Origin of the sequence: Corynebacterium sp. UBA4397 (genome assembly GCF_002390965.1) — a bacterium.
In the GTDB taxonomy this organism is placed as follows: domain Bacteria; phylum Actinomycetota; class Actinomycetes; order Mycobacteriales; family Mycobacteriaceae; genus Corynebacterium; species Corynebacterium flavescens.
On the sequence record NZ_DGRD01000014.1, the window covers coordinates 23588 to 41235 of the forward strand.

Annotated in this window: 19 protein-coding genes; 6 read left to right on the forward strand and 13 right to left on the reverse strand. The window is 60.9% G+C overall.

Going from position 1 to position 17648, the window contains the following annotated elements; genetic code table 11:
• Window positions 1-2 precede the first annotated feature (2 nt).
• Genes B2696_RS03175 through B2696_RS03185 form a run of 3 tightly spaced genes read left to right on the forward strand, consistent with a single transcriptional unit; the run spans window position 3 to window position 2634 of the window.
• Entirely contained in the window at window positions 3-899 is an 897-nt protein-coding gene (locus B2696_RS03175) for an ABC transporter substrate-binding protein (protein ID WP_286953849.1), read from the forward strand.
• Window positions 889-1869 (forward strand): amino acid ABC transporter permease, encoded by a 981-nt coding sequence (locus B2696_RS03180; protein ID WP_286953850.1) that lies wholly within the window; start codon window positions 889-891, stop codon window positions 1867-1869. Before B2696_RS03175 ends, B2696_RS03180 begins: the two co-directional genes overlap by 11 nt.
• Window positions 1870-2634 carry an amino acid ABC transporter ATP-binding protein gene (locus B2696_RS03185; protein ID WP_276622371.1) on the forward strand — a complete coding sequence of 255 codons (765 nt, stop codon included), beginning with the start codon at window positions 1870-1872 and terminating at the stop codon, window positions 2632-2634.
• Window positions 2635-2697: 63 nt separating this feature from the next.
• Here the strand turns inward: B2696_RS03185 and B2696_RS03190 are convergent, their stop codons facing one another.
• The 8 genes from B2696_RS03190 to B2696_RS03225 form a co-directional block, all read right to left on the reverse strand.
• Window positions 2698-3438: a sulfite exporter TauE/SafE family protein gene (locus B2696_RS03190; protein ID WP_075729720.1), complete on the reverse strand. Its 741-nt coding sequence runs from the start codon at window positions 3436-3438 to the stop codon at window positions 2698-2700.
• The gene (gene coaD / locus B2696_RS03195; RefSeq protein WP_075729719.1) at window positions 3435-3923 is read right to left on the reverse strand and encodes a pantetheine-phosphate adenylyltransferase; all 489 of its coding nucleotides are present in this window, start codon (window positions 3921-3923) and stop codon (window positions 3435-3437) included. The genes B2696_RS03190 and coaD overlap by 4 nt, the downstream gene beginning before the upstream one ends.
• Window positions 3924-4040: 117 nt before the next feature.
• Window positions 4041-4616, reverse strand: a complete 576-nt coding sequence (gene rsmD, locus B2696_RS03200; RefSeq protein ID WP_286953851.1) for a 16S rRNA (guanine(966)-N(2))-methyltransferase RsmD — start codon at window positions 4614-4616, stop codon at window positions 4041-4043.
• A 2-nt stretch (window positions 4617-4618) separates the two neighbouring features.
• Window positions 4619-4831: an acetyl-CoA carboxylase biotin carboxyl carrier protein subunit gene (locus tag B2696_RS03205; RefSeq protein ID WP_286953852.1), complete on the reverse strand. Its 213-nt coding sequence runs from the start codon at window positions 4829-4831 to the stop codon at window positions 4619-4621.
• A 97-nt stretch (window positions 4832-4928) separates the two neighbouring features.
• Entirely contained in the window at window positions 4929-7076 is a 2148-nt protein-coding gene (locus B2696_RS03210; RefSeq protein WP_286953854.1) for an ATP-dependent DNA helicase RecG, read from the reverse strand.
• Window positions 7077-7079: 3 nt separating this feature from the next.
• Window positions 7080-8429 carry a DAK2 domain-containing protein gene (locus tag B2696_RS03215; protein ID WP_286953855.1) on the reverse strand — a complete coding sequence of 450 codons (1350 nt, stop codon included), beginning with the start codon at window positions 8427-8429 and terminating at the stop codon, window positions 7080-7082.
• A gap of 10 nt (window positions 8430-8439) precedes the next feature.
• Window positions 8440-9078: a uracil-DNA glycosylase gene (locus tag B2696_RS03220; protein ID WP_075729714.1), complete on the reverse strand. Its 639-nt coding sequence runs from the start codon at window positions 9076-9078 to the stop codon at window positions 8440-8442.
• The gene (locus B2696_RS03225) at window positions 9079-10035 is read right to left on the reverse strand and encodes a thiamine-phosphate kinase (RefSeq protein WP_286953857.1); all 957 of its coding nucleotides are present in this window, start codon (window positions 10033-10035) and stop codon (window positions 9079-9081) included.
• Window positions 10036-10063: 28 nt separating this feature from the next.
• On the opposite strand from B2696_RS03225, the gene B2696_RS03230 reads away from it, so the two are divergent.
• Window positions 10064-10972: a DUF3515 domain-containing protein gene (locus B2696_RS03230; protein WP_286953858.1), complete on the forward strand. Its 909-nt coding sequence runs from the start codon at window positions 10064-10066 to the stop codon at window positions 10970-10972.
• Here B2696_RS03230 and B2696_RS03235 read toward each other — a convergent pair.
• Both B2696_RS03235 and B2696_RS03240 read right to left on the reverse strand, forming a co-directional pair.
• Window positions 10969-12036, reverse strand: coding sequence for a D-alanine--D-alanine ligase family protein (locus B2696_RS03235; protein WP_075729712.1), 1068 nt, complete (start codon window positions 12034-12036; stop codon window positions 10969-10971). The two genes, B2696_RS03230 and B2696_RS03235, sit on opposite strands and share 4 nt — an antisense overlap.
• Before the next feature lie 22 nt (window positions 12037-12058).
• Entirely contained in the window at window positions 12059-13057 is a 999-nt protein-coding gene (locus tag B2696_RS03240; RefSeq protein ID WP_286953859.1) for an NAD(P)H-dependent glycerol-3-phosphate dehydrogenase, read from the reverse strand.
• 200 nt (window positions 13058-13257) lie between these two features.
• Here B2696_RS03240 and B2696_RS03245 point away from each other — a divergent pair, with 200 nt between their 5' ends.
• Complete coding sequence (locus B2696_RS03245; protein WP_286953860.1) at window positions 13258-14265, forward strand: NUDIX hydrolase; 1008 nt, start codon at window positions 13258-13260, stop codon at window positions 14263-14265.
• Here the strand turns inward: B2696_RS03245 and leuD are convergent.
• Both leuD and leuC read right to left on the reverse strand, forming a co-directional pair.
• Window positions 14262-14852, reverse strand: coding sequence for a 3-isopropylmalate dehydratase small subunit (leuD, locus tag B2696_RS03250; protein ID WP_286953863.1), 591 nt, complete (start codon window positions 14850-14852; stop codon window positions 14262-14264). The genes B2696_RS03245 and leuD overlap by 4 nt on opposite strands.
• Before the next feature lie 26 nt (window positions 14853-14878).
• Window positions 14879-16297: a 3-isopropylmalate dehydratase large subunit gene (gene leuC / locus B2696_RS03255; RefSeq protein WP_286953865.1), complete on the reverse strand. Its 1419-nt coding sequence runs from the start codon at window positions 16295-16297 to the stop codon at window positions 14879-14881.
• Between the two features lie 51 nt (window positions 16298-16348).
• Between leuC and B2696_RS03260 the strand changes: the two genes are divergently transcribed.
• Window positions 16349-17038: an IclR family transcriptional regulator gene (locus B2696_RS03260; RefSeq protein WP_075729708.1), complete on the forward strand. Its 690-nt coding sequence runs from the start codon at window positions 16349-16351 to the stop codon at window positions 17036-17038.
• Here the strand turns inward: B2696_RS03260 and B2696_RS03265 are convergent.
• Window positions 17035-17646: an HD domain-containing protein gene (locus tag B2696_RS03265; RefSeq protein ID WP_286953868.1), complete on the reverse strand. Its 612-nt coding sequence runs from the start codon at window positions 17644-17646 to the stop codon at window positions 17035-17037. The two genes, B2696_RS03260 and B2696_RS03265, sit on opposite strands and share 4 nt — an antisense overlap.
• Window positions 17647-17648 lie beyond the last annotated feature (2 nt).

Here is a 17648-nt window from a genome sequence, read left to right on the forward strand (position 1 = left end):
TTATGAATGTTCGTTCTCGGCCCTTGAGGTTAGGCGTGTTAGCCGCGTGCTTGGTGCCTTCTTTGGCGCTCACCGGCTGCGTCACCAACGAGGAATCTGCGTTACCTGAGGGCTGGAAGCAACCCCACACCGACATGGTCCCAGGAATCGCAGCGCTCTATCACGATGACGACGGGGTGCTCACCGTGGGCACGAACCCGCCTTTTGCACCTTTCGAGTTCAAGGATTCCGCCGGCAATATCGTGGGAGTAGAGATGGACTTGGCGCGCGCCGTCGCAGACGTTCTTGGCTTGGACTTCCGGCCTGTAGAACAGGACTTCGCCATGATTCTGCCGGCCGTGCAGCAGGGCCAGATCGACATGGGCGGCTCGGGCTTTACCGACAATGCGGAACGCCGTGAAAGCTTCGACTTTGTCGATCACCTCTACGCGGGAATCCAGTGGGCCAAATACTCCAAGAGCACCAAAGATATTGACCCCGACAATCCCTGCGGTCTGACCATTGCGGTGCAGCGCAGTACCGTCTCCGAGACCGATGACGTCCGCCCCAAGCGAGAAGCCTGCGGCGGGGATCTCACTGTCTTATCCTATGACTCCTCGGATAACGCTGCCCTCGCCGTGATGATGGGCCGTGCAGATGCGTTCTCCGCCGATTCCCCGGTGACTGCGTGGGCAGTCGACCGCTCCGAGGACAGACTGGAGACCGTCGGGGAAATAAGCCATGCCGCGCCCTATGGTTTCGCGGTTCCAAAGAACTCGGAGCTTGGGCCCGCTGTTGCGGCGGCTCTCCAACATCTCATCGAAACCGGCCAATATCAAGAAATCCTCGCCCAGTGGGGCATAGACCAAGGACTAGTCGAGCAGGCAATGATCAACGAAAGGCCCATCAATGGCTCATAACTCACCGTCTAATAGCGCTTCGGCTAGAAGCACTGCGCGAGCACAGCAGCCAGTCTCTCCGGAGAGCGGCGCGGACATTCACGCACGCCCACTTCGCCACCCCTGGCGCCTAGTCTTTGCTGCAGTACTGCTCCTGCTCGGCGCGTGGTTTATCATCGGCGCAGCCCGCAATGAGGCCTTTGGTTGGCAGACCTACTTCCAATATCTCTTCGACACCCGTATCGCGATGGCCTCGCTACACACCATCGCCATCACTTTCCTCGCGATGATCATCGGCGTCGTCGGCGGCGTCGCTCTTGCGGTGATGCGTATGTCCCCCAATCCCGTCCTAGGCGGCGTCGCTTGGCTCTTCCTCTGGGTATTCCGCGGTACCCCGGTGTACGTCCAGCTTGTGTTCTGGGGCCTGCTTTCGGCTCTTTACCAGTCCATCAACTTGGGATTCGCGGAGATCTCCCTCGAGGGAATCCTCACCAACGCCTTCTTCCTAGCCGTAATCGGTCTCGGTCTCAACGAGGCCGCATACATGGCTGAAATTGTGCGTTCCGGCATCTCCTCGGTTCCGGAAGGCCAGAAGGAAGCTTCCAAGGCTTTGGGAATGAGCTGGTGGATGACCATGCGGCGCACCGTTTTGCCCCAGGCCATGCGCATCATCATTCCTCCCACTGGCAACGAGTTCATCTCCTTACTCAAGACCTCTTCATTGGTCGTGGCTATCCCCTACACCATGGAAATCTTCGGGCGCGCGACCGATATTGCCGCCGCCTTGTTCCAGCCGATTCCGCTGCTCATGGTCGCTGCCACCTGGTACCTCGTCATCACGTCGATCTTCATGGTGGGTCAGCACTTCCTTGAGCGCTATTATGAGCGCGGCTCCTCACGGGAGCTCACGGGCCGCCAGCTCGCTGCGCTTGCCGACGCCGAGGGGTCCATCCCCGGCAACGTTTCCGTCATCCCGGAGGTTAAGAAGTAGATGTCCACACCCATGATTTCCGCACAGAACGTGCACAAGTCCTTTGGAGACCTCGAGGTGCTCAAGGGCATCAACATCGAGGTAGAACGCGGCGAGGTGGCCTGCTTGCTCGGGCCTTCCGGCTCCGGCAAATCCACCTTCCTGCGCTGCGTCAACCACCTCGACAAGGTAACGGGTGGCCGCCTCTACGTCGACGGGCAGCTCATCGGCTACCGCGAGAAAGATGGCGTTCTCTACGAGGTTAGTGAAAAGGAAGCCGCAGCGCAGCGCGCCGACATCGGCATGGTTTTCCAGAGCTTTAACCTCTTTCCCCACCGCACGGTCCTCGACAACATCATCGAGGCCCCAGTTCACGTCAAGAAGGTTCCCGTGGCCAAGGCTAAGGCTCACGCCATGGAATTGCTGGAACGCGTGGGTCTAGCCCACAAGAAGGATGCGTACCCAATTCAACTTTCGGGAGGGCAGCAACAGCGCGTGGCTATCGCCCGCGCCGTCGCGATGGATCCCAAGCTCATGCTTTTCGACGAGCCTACCTCCGCCCTCGATCCCGAACTCGTGGGCGAAGTTCTGCGCGTGATGCGGGATCTTGCTGCAGACGGCATGACCATGCTCGTGGTCACCCACGAGATGGGCTTTGCCCGCGAAGTCGCCGACAAGGTGTTCTTCATGGACTCCGGCGTAGTTGTCGAGCAGGGCACTCCCCAGCAGGTCTTGGATAACCCGCGCCATGAGCGCACGAAGGCATTCCTCTCCTCGCTGCTCTAAGCTAGGCTCGCTGCTGAAGGCGTCATCCCCGTGCCACTCAGTCCCCGCCTCAGCCCCCGAGGGCTAGAGGGTGATGATGCCGCGGATCAAGGCGCTCAGCGCGCCTAGGCCAGCGACGCTCAATGAGAGAATGCGCGCCTTTTCTCGGGGGACACGGTGCGCAATCTTAGATCCTAAGAAGAGACCGATAAACATGCCGAGGATGCCCGCCGGCCAGATGAGCCAGGTGACGTGTTCGAAGCCGCCGGCGCCGACGGAGAGTTTGGCCACCACGGAGACCAAACCGCCCACCAGGAAGATGGGCTGTAGAGTCGCGACATAGACGTGCTGTGGCCACTTCGCTGCTTGCGCGTAGACCGTGACCACTGGACCGGCTACGCCGGCCAAAGTATTGGTGAATCCGCCAATGATGCCCGCCGAGATCGCCGGCCCTTTTCCGTTGAGGGGTGGTACGAACTTTCTCCCGAAGCTGACCACCCCCAGGGCGATGAGCAGGGCGCCGCCCACAATGATGAGCAGCGTCGCCGTATCGATTTTAGTAATGAGCAACGCCGCGGGAACCGATCCCAGCACCATGACGGGAGCGATGAGGGAAAACTTTTTCCAATCAACGTCTTGACGCGCCGTATAGGTGGTCAGAATCGCGTTGATAAACGCCAAGACGTTGACGACCATAATTCCCTCGACTGGGCCGAGCAACAAGGTTGCCAGCGGCCCGCCGACGAGTCCCAGCCCCATCCCCGAGACGCGCTGCAGGCAAGAACCCATCACCACGATGGCGAGGATGGCCAAGGCGAGCATCATGCGTAGGTTCCTTTGGCGCGATACTTTTCTTGGACCGCCGCGGCGACTACATCTGGGAACATGCCGGTGACATCACCACCGTATTGGGCCACCTGCTTGCATAGGGAAGAGCTGATGTAGCCATACTTCTCATCAGTGAGCAAGAAGGCCGTATCGACCCCAGACAGGCGCCTATTCATCTGTGCCATGGGCAGCTCGTACTCATAGTCCAGGGAGGAGCGCAGGCCCTTGACCAGTGTGTCCACGCCATGCTTGGTGGTGTAATCAACCAGCAGCCCCGCCCACCAATCAACCTTAATGTCGGCGGGAACAACCTGCCGGATGAGCTCGACCCTCTCCTCGACGCTAAAGAGCCCGGAAGGCTTCTCTGGGTTTCCGGTCACCACCACGGTTACCTCATCAAACATGGCGTTGGCACGGTTAAAAATATCTACGTGCCCGAGCGTTATCGGATCGAAGGACCCAGGACACACGGCTTTAGTCATTGCTTTCCTATCTTCAGCCCCGCTTGAGCTGACACGTGGCGGGAATAACAGTTTTAGTGCATTGTGCTCCTAAATCACTGTGCATTCAAAACGTGCAGCTTTCAATGCACGCTGCCCCTACTCCGGCGAGCCAATGCTGCGATGATAAATCGCCATATCCATGCGGGCTATGCCAAAGGTGCGTTTCTTGAGCTTCTGGCCGGTTTCTTCAAAACCCGCCGGCCACTGCGTCGCGGGGGAATCGCTGGGACGCTCAATAACCACCATGGCGCTATCAGCCAGCACCGGCTCGAGCGCCGCGATGAGCTCTGCGACTTGTGCAAAAGCATAGGGAGGATCAGCAAGGACAAGGTCAAAATGGCGCTGCGGGGCATGGGCCAAGTAATCGAATACGCTGTGGCGCTCTACCGAGACGCCAGGGTGGCCAACCACGCGCATATTGCCCAGGATGATGTCGACGGCTGCGGCATTGTCATCGACCAAAACGACCTCGATCGCACCGCGGCTGGCTGCCTCGAGCCCCAGCGCGCCGGAGCCGGCAAAGAGATCAAGGACGCGGGAATCATTAAAACCCCAGCGCGCTTCGAGGGAGGAAAATAGTCCTTCGCGCGCGCGATCAGAGGTGGGGCGGGTGCCTTTCTGCGGCACCTGCAAGCGCCGTCCGCGGGCTGCACCGGAAATAATCCTCGTCATCTTTAGACCTCCCCGATTGTGGCGAGTTCATCTCCACCCACGACATCGCTGAAAGGCTCCATGCGTAGCTGCGTAACCACCCCGGGGCCGGGGGTATGAACTGGGGCCTCGAGCTTGGTGGCCTCTACAGTCGCGATGATGTCTCCGGCGGAGACTTTTTCTCCCTCCTTGACGTGGTAGCGAACGATGCCCGCAAAAGGCGCGAAAATCTTCATGCTCTCTAGAATATCGCCGACTCCCCTGACTCTTATGCACCGGTTCCCCGACTTGCCCCCGCAGGTGCCCCTGTATCACGCGGCTGGCAGCTGGCAGTTAGTTCTTCTCGAGGAACTCCTGCTCGCTATCGCTGAGGTTCTTCGTCAGCTCCCGTGCAAGGCCTGGATTGCGGGCGACAAGGGCTGCGGCATCTTTGTGGGTGCGCTCAATGATGTCTCTGTCCTCCGCTAGGTTGAGCAGGCGCAAGGTGCGGTGCGTTCCGGATTGCATCGTGCCCAAGATATCGCCCTCATGACGCTGACGCAGATCCAATTCCGCCAGGTCAAAACCCGAAGTGGTCTGGGAAATCTCATACAGGCGCCGAAAGGCGGCAGACTCTTGGGAAGCATTTGTATGAAACAGGCACACTGAGGCGTTTCCGCCACGCCCGACCCGTCCACGCAACTGATGCAGCTGCGAGACCCCGAAGCTCTCCGCCTCTCGAATCAACATCACTGTGGCATTAGGAACGTCCACGCCCACCTCGATGACGGTGGTCGAGACCAAAACATCGATCTCCCCGCGCGCGAAGCGGTTCATCACGGCATCCTTGTCCTTCATTCTTCCGTGCAGCACGCCAACTTCCAGGCCCCGCAACGGGCCGTGGGAGAGCGCTTCAGCTACCTCAAGGACCCCACCCTCGCCTTCAATGCGAGGGCAGACAATGTAGGCCTGGTGGCCGTGTTCGACTTCCTCCCGGATCCTCGTGAGCGCGCGGATAACCCAGGCCGGCCGCCATTCTGGCACCACCGAGGATTGAATCGGGTGCCTGCCCCCTGGCAGCTCGCGCAGGGTGGAGACCTCAAGGTCACCGAATACCGTCATGGCGATGGTGCGCGGGATCGGGGTCGCCGTCATGACCAACACGTGGGGGCTCAAGCCTTCACGTGTCTTCGCGCGCAGGGTGTCGCGCTGTTCCACGCCGAAACGGTGCTGTTCATCAACGACTACCAGGCCCAGGTCGAAGAACTCCACGCTGTCCTGGATTAGCGCATGGGTGCCAACAACAATATCGGCTTCACCAGAGACGATATCGAGCAAAGCCTGCCGCTTCTCCGCCACGCGCATCGCCCCAGTCAGCAATACCACCTTGACTCCGGCTGGTACCGCAGCGCTTATCGACGCCGCGTGCTGCCCCGCCAACACCTCAGTCGGGGCCAGCAGGGCTGACTGCTTTCCGGCGTCACAGGCTTGGAGCATAGCGATGACGGCAACCATGGTCTTTCCAGAACCGACTTCTCCTTGCAAAAGGCGCATCATCGGCACCGTGCGGGACAGGTCTGCGTCTATTTCCTCGATGACTCGCCGCTGCCCCGCAGTAAGTTCGAAGGGCAAGTGTGCCACAAGCTCGGCACGCGCTCCCTCTTCCCTGGCGGGCAGGGCGACGGCCTGCCGCGACTGTGCATCGCGGTGGCGCAGAGCCATGACCAGCCCAATGGAAAGCGCCTCGTTGTACTTCAGGCGCGCTATGGCGCGCTGCGGCCCAGCCGCTGGAGGCTCATGTACCTCGCGCAAGGCCTGATCCATTCCGACCATCATGTCTATATCGAGCGGCTCCTCGATGGACGGGGTCTTGGACAATACGAGGTGGATTGCCCCCATGAGATACCAAGAGCTGACGGTAGAGGTTGCCGGGTATATGGGAATCCACTCGCGCTCGAGCAAAAGCTTATCGAGCCTTCCGAACTGCGATAGCTTGCGCAAAGAGCCTGTTGCCTGCTGTTTCTTTGAGCGCTTTCCACTGGGCTGGCGCGAATCCGGCTCCGGTACGAGATAGGGCTCCAGCTCACCCGAGGGCCGGCCAAAGGCATCGATGACGACGAAGTCCGGCTGTTGCAGCTGGGCTATGCCGCGAAAGAACTTCAGCTTACCGCTGAGCATGACGCGCATCCCGCGCTTGAGCATGCCCAGCACATAGAGCGCATTGAAGAAGGTGGCCGAGATGTTTCCATCCAATTGGACGTTGATGATGGTGGTCCGGCCGGTATCACGCTTGGAAATAGCGCTGACTATGCCGGTAACCGTGACGATATCGCCTTCGGCGGCATCCCCCAGGCCTACGTCCTTGTTGTGGCGGATGTAGTCACGCGGGTAGTGCCCGAGCAATTCGCCGCAGGTGCGATAGCCCAGCGCCTTGGTGATGTTGTGGGCGTCCTTGGCCGGCAGCACATCTTCCAAGGGGCGTTCGTCTCGCCACCCGAGCATAACTTATTCCACCCCGATCTCTGTGGCAGCCCCCGGCACGCTCACCACCATGACATGCACCCCTAAAGTCTGGGTAAGAGAGGAGGAATCCAGGGGCAAGGAGGTCAGGATGGTTATCTGTTCTCCGCCGCCCTCGAGCAGGCGCCGGCAGGTAGAGATTACCTCATCTTCGTTCTCCTCAGCCGGATGGCCTACGCGCATGGAGTGTGCAGCATCCGTCATCGATTCCACCACCGCAGCAGTATCGGGGTTATCCGGCTCATAGACCGAGATGGCGGCCAAGCCTGCGACGAGGGAATCGGTGGGGACTACCGTGGCGCCGGGGCACCGCGCATCACTGCCATTGGGCAAGAAGATGTCTTGCACTGCGCTGGCCTCGAGCGTCTCCCCGGGCTCAAGAGGAATCGCACCAATGGACTTGAAAAGCTCCGCTATCGGTCCCGGCGCCGCCGCGACGAAGATCTTTCGACGAGGCGCAACCGTGGCGGCGACCTCGGGCACCTCTGGCAATACTTCAAGGTGTAGCCCGGAAACCTTACCCAAGCCAAAAGCCGTCTCGATGAGGAACCCGGCGCGCCGGGTGTGGATGTGTACGCTGGCTGAATCCTCGGTGGCACGCGCTATAACCAAGCTATTTCCCAACGAAGCAATCTGCCGTTCGAGTTCCTTGAGGTCGCCTTCTTCGAAGAAGAAGACCACTTCAAGCTCCGGGGATTTCTCCAGCTCGGTTTCTCCCTCGCGCACCTGTGCCCCTTCGAGCTCGGCAATGAGGCACTCGAGGAAGATGACAAGCCCCGTTCCGCCGGCGTCTACCACTCCGGCTTCGCGCAGGATGGGCAGCTGAGAGGGCGTTTTCTCGAGGGCGTCACGGGCGGCCTCGAGAGCCGCTGCGGCGATATCGTACAGGCGCGCTCCGGGAATCTCCGTTGCCCGTGTGGCGGCGTCGGCAGCAGCGCGCAGAACGGTGATGACGGTGCCCTCGACCGGTTGCGCGATGGCACGATCAACCAGCGATACTGCCAGGGTTAGTGCTTGCGCCAAGACGGGACCGTCCACAACAGAGTCCACGGTGGCATCCGCCACCCCACGCAACACCTGGGAGAGCACCATGCCAGAGTTACCCCGGGCGCCGCGTACCGATCCTACTGCCAAGGCCTCGGCTACGTCGCCGCCCTTGTCTGCCTCTGCAACCGCGGCCTCCATGGTGTGAGCCATATTCGAACCGGTATCGGCGTCGGGGACGGGGAATACATTGAGTGCATTGATCTCGGCGCGGCGCAGGGAGAGCTCTCCAACCGTGCGATTGGCCCAATTGTGCAGGCCGCGAGCATCTAATGCTGGGGGAAAAGACATGAGAACTACCTTACAAGCGCCAGTCCACTGGGCGCGCACCTTGGTCAACCAAGAGCGCATTGGCGCGGGAGAAAGGTCGGGAGCCAAAGAAGCCACGGCTGGCGGACAGGGGCGAGGGATGCGGGGACTCAATGCAGGGCACATCTGGCAAGAACTTTGCACAGGCTTGGGCGTCCCTTCCCCATAGGATTGCCACCATCGGGCGGCGGTTGAGGGAGCGAATGGCGGCCTCTGTTACAGGCTGCCAGCCCAGTCCGCGGTGGGAACCGGGTTTACCCGGGGCTACGGTGAGCACCCTGTTGAGCAACATGACTCCCTGTTTTTGCCAAGCGCTGAGGTCTCCGTCCTCGCGGCTGGGAACCTTGATGTCTTCGTAGAGCTCGCGGTAGATGTTAACCAAGGAACGCGGAGGGCGCACGCCGGGTTGGGTGGAGAAGGCCATGCCCATGGGGTGTCCCGGGGTGGGATAGGGATCTTGGCCAACGATGAGTACCCGAACCTCGTCACGTGGCAGGGTGAAGGCCCGAAAGACGTCTGCCGGTGCCGGAAGGAAGTCGCCGGCAGCCAGTTCTTTCTCAATATGCGGCCAGTGCTGCTCTAGCACCGGTCCGAGTATGGGTTCCCAGGAGGGGTGGTAGCTCGGTTTCATTTAAAAGCCCACCCAACCGTGCCAATAGGCGGGTTGGTGCTCGTCGACGGTGATTCCCCCACCGCGTTGAACACTTCCGATGACGCGAAAGCCCGCCGGTGCCTCCTTGTGGGTGGTGCCCACCAGGGTATGGTCCTCGCCGCCGCTTAGAACCCATTCCCAGGGGTCGACCTCAAGCAGCGCTGCCGCGGCATTAAGGAGCGGGTCTGGGGCTATTGCCGCAGAGTCCAGGTCGATGTGTACTCCTGAACGCCGCGCTATCGTGCCCACGTCAGGAACAAGCCCATCGGAGTTATCGGTCATGGCGGTCGCGCCGGCCGCGCGGGCGATAACGCCCCGGCCGGGTTTGAGCCAGGGTGCACAGTGGGCGTCGATAAGCGGCCACAGGTCCTCATGTTCGGACGGAAGGGCGCGACCGAAGCGCTGAAGGAGGGCCAGGCCTGCGGCGGAGTAGCCGATCTTGCCGTGTGCGACGACTTTCTGGCCCACGCGAGCGCCGTCGAGAACGAGCGGCGGGCGGCTCCCTCCGAGAGAGCCAATGGCCATGACGTTGACGATAAGCTCATCCGCGCGGGTGAGGTCCCCGCCCACGAGCTCCGCGTTGTAGCTAGCGCAGCGCTCGGCGATGCCCTGGGCGATTCCGCGCACGAAAGACACCGGGGTGTCATCCGGGGCGGCAATCGCTAGCAGTGCCGCGGTGGGACGGGCCCCCATCGCCTCAATATCAGCGAAATTACGAAGGATGGCCTTTTGACCTACCTCGTTGGCGGTGGACCATTCGCGCCGGAAGTGCCGACCCTCAATCATCATGTCCGTGGCCGCCACGGTGCGCGAATTGGGTGGCGCCGGGTACATGACCGCGGCATCGTCGCCGTTGAGGGCGCTGGGAGCGGCGGCGATGATCTCTCCGATGACTTCGTGTTCCCCCGCTTCCGCGAGAGTTCGAGTTAAGTGCACGGGTGACCTTTCGATATTATTAGCGCTTATGACTACCCAATTTAATCGCACCGCAATCTATATCTCACTTGGGCTCTCGATTGCGTTAGTCTTTGGGGTAATTTTCGGCGCTAAGTTCGTCTTTGAAAACACGGCCAAGGCACCTGTCGCCATCTCCCCCATCAAGTCAGACTTCGCCGATTCTCCCCAGTGCTCCGGCGCCGTCGATGCACTTCCCAGCGATTTCATGGGACACCCCCGGGCCGAGGTGGCTGAGCCTGTGCCAGCCGGCGTGGCAGCCTGGGCATCGACGTCTACGGATGAGGTCACTTTGCGGTGCGGGGTGGATTTGCCCCTGCAATATACTTCCTACTCCCAGCCGCAGGACATTGACGGGAGCCGCTGGCTGGAGGTCAGCGATGTGACGCCGGGATCTACCCTGACAACCTGGTACAACACCGATCACTTCCCTACCCTCGCGGTCACCACCTTTGATGATGCACGCCCCTCTGGCCTCGATTCGGCGCTAGACAAGCTTGACTCGCGCAGCCCGAGCCCAGCGCCCGCCCCTCTGTCGCAGCTTGCAGCGGGCCCAGATGCGATGTGCAGCGAACTGGAAGATAATCTGCCGGATTCTGTGGCCGATGGCTATCAACGGCGCACGGACATCAACGAGAAGAATACCTTCGTGTGGTCGGCGCCTGGGCGTGAAGAGATCGTCGTGCGCTGCGGCATTGCCTCTCCGGAGAACTACCGCGCTGGTGTACAGCTACAGCAGGTCAATGACGTTCCCTGGTTCGAGGATACGACCTTGGGTGAGGGCACCACTGCAGGAACTTGGTTCGCCCTCGGGCGCGCAGACGATCTAGCGCTCCATGCGCCGCAGGATGCAGCTGGGTCTGCGCTCGTGCGCCTGAGCGACGTGCTCTCTGCGCATACCCCGGCCCAGGAGGCTTAAGCTGCGGAGCCCAGCGCCTGCTCGATGAGGCAATCCAGCAGGCGGGTGTACTCCACTCCGGAATGCGCCAGCACCTGTGGGTACATCGAAATCGGGGTGAATCCTGGGAAGGTGTTGACTTCGTTGACTATGGCGCCGGACTCGGTGACAAAGAAGTCGACGCGCGAAAGACCCGCGCAATCGAGCGCGCGGAATGCCTCTAGCGCCATCTCTTTGATCTCGAGTGTCACCGCAGGCTCCAGCGGAGCTGGGATCTGCGCCGTGACTACATCATCCAAGTACTTGGTGTCGAAGCTGTAGAAACCGTCTTCCGAGTCTGCGATGCCAGCCAGCAGGGCCGGCTCCGAGGCCAGCAAGGAACCATCAGCGTACTGGAGCACCCCGATCTCTACCTCTTGTCCCACAATCTCTGGCTCGATGAGGACCTTGCTATCGGTGGCAAAGGCCACGTCAAGGGCAGCGGCAAGTTCGCTCCAGTCACTCACCCGCGAGACACCAATGGAGGAGCCACCACGGGCCGGCTTAACAAAAACCGGCAGCCCTAGGCTGTGCTTTTCTTCCTCTTGCAGTTCGCGCGCACCAGTGAGCACGACCTGGGCAGCCACCGGAATGCCTTCAGCTGCGAGCAGCTTCTTGGTGTACTCCTTGTCCATGGAGGCGGCGGAGGCGAGAACGCCCGCGCCCGCGTAGGGCACGCCGGAGAGCTCAAAAAGACCCTGGATGGTGCCATCCTCCCCGAATGGCCCGTGCAACACCGGCAGGATAACGTCTACTTGCGCGTGCACGCCACCTTTGCTGAGGTTATAGAACGTGCCTTTAGTCGCAGGGTTGAGGGAGAGGGTGAGCTCATCGCCCATTGCTACCTCAGGCAGCATGCGGTTGTGGATCTCAAGTCCACTGGTGACGCCCTGCGTCCAAGCGCCGTCCTTGGTGATCCCGATCGGGATGATCTCGTATTTGGCGGGGTCAAGGTTGGCCATGATGGCCCCCGCCGACACGCAGGATACGGAATGCTCGGTGCTTCGGCCACCGTAGATGACGGCCACGCGGATCTTTGAGTTCATGGCCTTCAACTCTACCCCGGCGCTACTCCGCCTTCTTGGTGCGACCCATCAAAGCAACCACCATATCGTCGACCTTGACCCCGCGATGGCACACGCCAAAGACCGCCTCGGTAATCGGCATCTCCACCCCAGCGGTGCGCGCCAGCCTGAACACGGACTCCGAGGAAATGACTCCCTCGGCAACCTGTCCATGCGTCGCCGCGGTGGCCTCTTCTAGGGTGCCGCCTTGACCGAGACGGTAGCCGAAGGTGCGATTGCGTGAGAGCGTGGAATTGCACGTTGCCACCAGGTCCCCTAGACCCGCCAACCCGGAAAAGGTAAAAGGCTCGGCGCCAAGGGCCACTCCCAAACGGGTAATCTCCGCCAGCCCGCGAGTGATGACCGTGGCCAGAGTGTTGTTGCCCAACCCCTTGCCCGCGGCCATGCCGCAGGCCAGTGCAATGACATTCTTGCACGCTCCGCCGATCTCAGCGCCAACCACATCGACGTTGGTATAGGGCCGCAGATACGCGGTAGCCACGGCCGTTTGGACCTGGCGTGCGCGCCTTTCGTCGGGGCAGGCGATGACTGTTGCCGCGGGCTGCTCCTCGATGATTTCCTTCGCGAGGTTGGGGCCAGACAACACGGCGATGCGCGAGGCTTCTGCGCCCGTCACATCCGCGATAACCTCACTCATACGCTGCAGAGTCGAAGTCTCAATACCCTTCGAAATAGAGACCAAGGTGGCATCGGGTGGGAGCATTCCCGCCCACTGTTCGAGGTTGGAACGCAGCGTCTGTGAAGGCACGCCGAAGATCACAATCTCTGCACTCTCCAAAGCTGCGCCCGGATCCGTGGTTGCTGAAATGGTGCTAGGAAGCTGAAAATCCGGCAGGTAGTCCACGTTGCAATGTGTGTCATTGATGGCAGCAGCCAGCTCGGGACGCCGAGCCCACAAGGTGACATTGTTTCCGGCATCTGCAAAGACCTTAGCCAGGGTCGTTCCCCATGAACCTGCACCCATCACTGCCACTTTTAACATCTAGTGCTCACGCCCTCACGTTTTGATTCTCACAATGTCGATTCTCACAATGTCCGTCCCCCATTAAAGCATGCAGGCTTATTGGGGCAGCGAAACTAGCTATTGTCGAGCATGTGCCCACACTTCGGCGCGTGCAGATGCAATATGCCGCGATTCGGAGAAAAATGGGGCGGCGAGAACAAACACCGACAAGGAGCGCCATGGCCAAGGGCCCGAACCCAAAGAACATGCACGAAACTGACAAGGATGCCCGCCCCGAGGTCTTCATCTCAGGGCGCCATCAAGAGGTCCCGCCGGATCCGGCTCACGAGTTCACCCGCACCACGCTGGCTGCCGGTGCCGTGCTGTGGCGCGGGGACCCCCATGACCCCGAGGTCGCACTCATTCACCGCCCGCACTATGACGATTGGTCCTTGCCCAAGGGCAAAGTAGATCCTGGAGAATCTCTGCCTGCCACAGCAGCGCGCGAGATCTTCGAGGAAACCGGTTACTCGGTCCGTCTAGGCAAGCTCATTGGGAAGATTACTTATCCCGTCCAAGGCCGAACCAAGGTGGTTTACTACTGGATGGCGCGCGTGCTAGAGGGTTCCTTTGCCCAAAACAGCGAGACGGACGAGCTGCGCTGGGTTGGCATCGACGAAGCCCCGCAACTTTTGTCTTATGAGGTTGACACTGAGGTCTTGGCCAAGGCTAAGAAGCGCCTGCGCCTAGCTCCCACGACGCGGGTGCTCTATGTCCGCCATGCGCGTGCCCATGATCGGAAGAAGTGGGAAGGTTCCGATGATCTGCGCCCCCTAGATAAGAAGGGACGCCGTCAGGCCGAGATGCTCGTGCCCTTGTTGGCCCCGTTCCACCCGACTGTAATTTATTCCGCGCAGCCGCAGCGTTGCCAGCAAACCGCAGCCCCCTTGGCTGATGAGCTGGGCATGGATATCGCGGTCAATATCAACTTTGGCGATGAAGCCTGGGCCAATAACAGGCAGGGAGCAATTGCAGCTTTTGACCGAGTGGCCAGCGGCGGCGGTGTGCCCGTCATTGTCAGCCAAGGCGAGACCATTCCGGGGATAATAGCTGAGCTCAACCCGCCCTTCCTTAAGGTCGATCTGGAAGAACTCAAGTTCAAGAAAGCATCCGTGTGGGTGCTTTCTTTCAACGGCGGGGAGCTCACCGGGGCTGACTATCTAGCCAGCCCCCTGCCAGTGCGTTAAACGCGCGGCACAGCGGGCTTAAAGGAGGGCCGCTTGGCCTCGTAGGCCTCGATGGCGTCCTCGTTGCGCAGGGTCAGGCCGATATCATCCAGCCCCTCCATGAGGCGCCAGCGGGTGTAGTCATCGATGTCGAAGCTATAGGTGCTGTTGCCAACGCTGACGGTGCGGGCATCGAGATCCACCGTGGTCTCGGTCTCCCCGGCCTCGAGCTGCTTCCAAATGAGCTCGATGTCTTCCTGTTCCATCAGTCCGGTCAATAGCCCGGCCTTGCCGGAGTTACCGCGGAAGATATCAGCGAAGCGCGAGGAGAACACGGCCTTGAAGCCATATTCACTCAACGCCCACACCGCGTGCTCACGCGAGGAGCCGGTACCAAAGTCCCGCCCGGCAAAGAGCACGGAACCTTCCTTGAAGGGCTCTCGGTTGAGAATGAAATGCGGATCGGAGCGCCAGTTGGAAAATAGGCCCTCTGCAAAGCCTGTGCGCTTGACGGACTTGAGGTAGCGGGCCGGAATGATCTGGTCGGTATCCACGTTGGAGGCGCGCAGCGGAACTCCGACGCCGGTGTGGGTGACGAATTTCTCCATTGTCTTCTTCTCTCCTTCTGCTTTCCTTATAGATCCATCGGGGCGGCCAAGTGCCCGGTAACCGCAGTAGCTGCGGCGACCTCAGGCGAAACCAAGTGGGTACGCCCGCCCGGCCCCTGTCGTCCCTCAAAGTTACGGTTAGACGTCGATGCGGAGCGCTCTCCCGGCTTAAGCTGATCCGGGTTCATGCCCAGGCACATCGAGCACCCGGCAGTACGCCACTCGGCGCCGAAGGCGCGGAAGATCTCATCCAAGCCTTCTTCCTCAGCTTCTTCCTTAACCACGGCGGAAGAAGGCACGACGATCATGCGGGTGTTCTCTGCGATGGCGCGGCCCTTGACTACCTCGGCAGCGGCGCGCAGATCCTCGATGCGGGCATTGGTGCACGAACCGAGGAATACGGTATCGATGGCAATGTCACGCAACGGTGTGCCGGGCTTGAGATCCATGTACTCAAGCGCCTTGCGCGTGGCTTCCTTGGCGTTATCGTCCGCAAAGTCCTCTGGATCAGGCACGTTCGCTCCCAGCGGCAAGCCCTGACCCGGGTTGGTACCCCAGGTCACAAAAGGCGTCAGCGCGGAGCCGTCAATCTCTACCACGGTGTCAAAGACCGCACCTTCGTCGGTGGGCAGGGTCTTCCAATAATCCACCGCCGCGCCCCAGTCCGCGCCCTTCGGCGCAAACTCGCGGCCCTCCACGTAGTCAAAGGTGGTCTGGTCTGGGGCGACCATGCCGGCGCGAGCGCCTGCCTCGATGGACATGTTGCAGATGGTCATGCGGGCTTCCATCGACATCTTGCGGATGGCCTCGCCTCGATATTCGATGATGTGGCCCTGGCCGCCGCCGGTGCCAATCTTGGCGATGATGGCCAGGATGAGGTCCTTGGCGGAGACCCCTGGGCCCAGTTCGCCGGTGACCTCTATGGCCATGGTCTTGAAAGGCTTAAGGGACAGCGTCTGCGTGGCCATGACGTGCTCGACCTCGGAGGTGCCAATGCCCATGGCAATGGAGCCAAAGGCCCCGTGCGTCGAGGTATGGGAATCACCGCAGACAATGGTCATGCCGGGCTGGGTGATACCCAGCTGCGGTCCGACGGTGTGGACGATGCCCTGCTGGGCATCCCCCATAGAGTGCAGGCGCACGCCAAACTCCGCGCAATTCTTGCGCAGGGTAGAGACCTGCGTGCGCGAAATCTCGTCTTTGATTTCCAGCAGGTTTCCGGTCTTAATGCCCAGGGTGGGGACATTGTGATCCTCGGTGGCCAGGTGCAGTTCGGGGTGGCGCATGCTGCGCCCGGTCATGCGCAGGCCGTCGAAAGCCTGCGGGCTGGTAACTTCGTGCAGAAGTTGAAAGTCGATGTAGAGGAGATCGGGTGCACCGTTCTCCCCTTTCTTCACGATATGATCGCGCCAGACTTTCTCGGCTAGGGTTAGGTTTTCGCTCATAGTTATTCACTCCACTTGAAATCTCATAAATTGGGACGTAGATTTCACTGTATGGGAGAGTATAGCGCAGTTTCCGGAATCAAGGTACTTGACCGAGCCGTGGCGATCATGATGACCGCCGCGAACCGGCCGTCCAGCCTCAACGAGCTCTGCGAGGCCACCGGGCTGCCACGCGCCACCGCCCACCGCCTTGCCACCGCGCTTGAGGCCCACCGCATCCTCACCCGCACCCCCGAGGGCAAATGGGGCGCTGGCCCGGCACTACCCGGCAACCGCAGCCACCTCCTCGAGGCCGCCGGCCCCGTCATGGATAGAATGCTGGCCACCACGGGCGAGTCCATCCAGCTGTACCAACAATCTGGCAAGTTCCGCACCTGCATTGCCTCCCGCGAGCCGGAGTCCGGCCTCCACAACGTGGTTCCGGTCGGCCGCCAACTCCCGCTTACCTCCGGCTCAGCGTCGCGAATCTTCGCGGCCTTCGGCGGAGTCGACACCACGGGCGCTGCCTTTAGCGCCCAAGATGTCTCGGCCGCGCGGACCAAGGGTTATTCCGAATCCATGGAGGAACGCGAGTCGGGGCTCGCTTCAGTGTCCGCGCCCGTATTCGATCCGGGCGGAAACCTCCTGGCTGTGCTTTCCATCTCCGGTTCCGTGGAGCGCTTCCGCCCCTCTCCCTCGGCAAAATACGCCAAGCTGGTCACCGATGCCGCCCAGGAACTCGGCAACAAGTTGCGCGTCTAGAGCGATCGCAATATCTCCAACTTCCGCCGGTACTCATCAAGCAATTCCAGTTGCGGGCAGCGCTTGGCGACGACGTTGAGAACCTCGCCATACCACCACTGCTGGGATGCTTTCCCGCGCTTGAAGCGCCCCCAAATCTCCGGGCCCACTAGGCCGTGATCCTCGATAATCTCCGAAAGATTATGCAGCTTGTCGCAGGCGGCAACGATAACGGAACCGAGTTCAGCCCCCTCCAAGCGGGCAAGATAGTGCTCAGCTCGATCCTGCCAGCTGGGCAGCGAATCATCCTTCGTCACCTCGCTGACAAAACGCCACACGCGCTCGCCAAACTCGGCGCGCAGGCGATCTGCGGGAAGTACCTCTGGGGCGTCCTCCACGACGTCGTGAAGCAGGCAGGCTATAAGGACATCCTCGCGGATCTCTTCAGGCAGACTCTGCCTACTGGCTACATACATCACGGCACAAGGGTGCTCTATATAAGGAATGTCCGTTCCCTTACGCAGCTGGCCTGCATGTGCGCGGGCAGCCGCGCGAAAAGCCCGCACCAGACGCGGGCTGAAAACCTCACGGCTGGTCACAGCGCCAGCGCCATCAGCGGGCGAGCGCATTG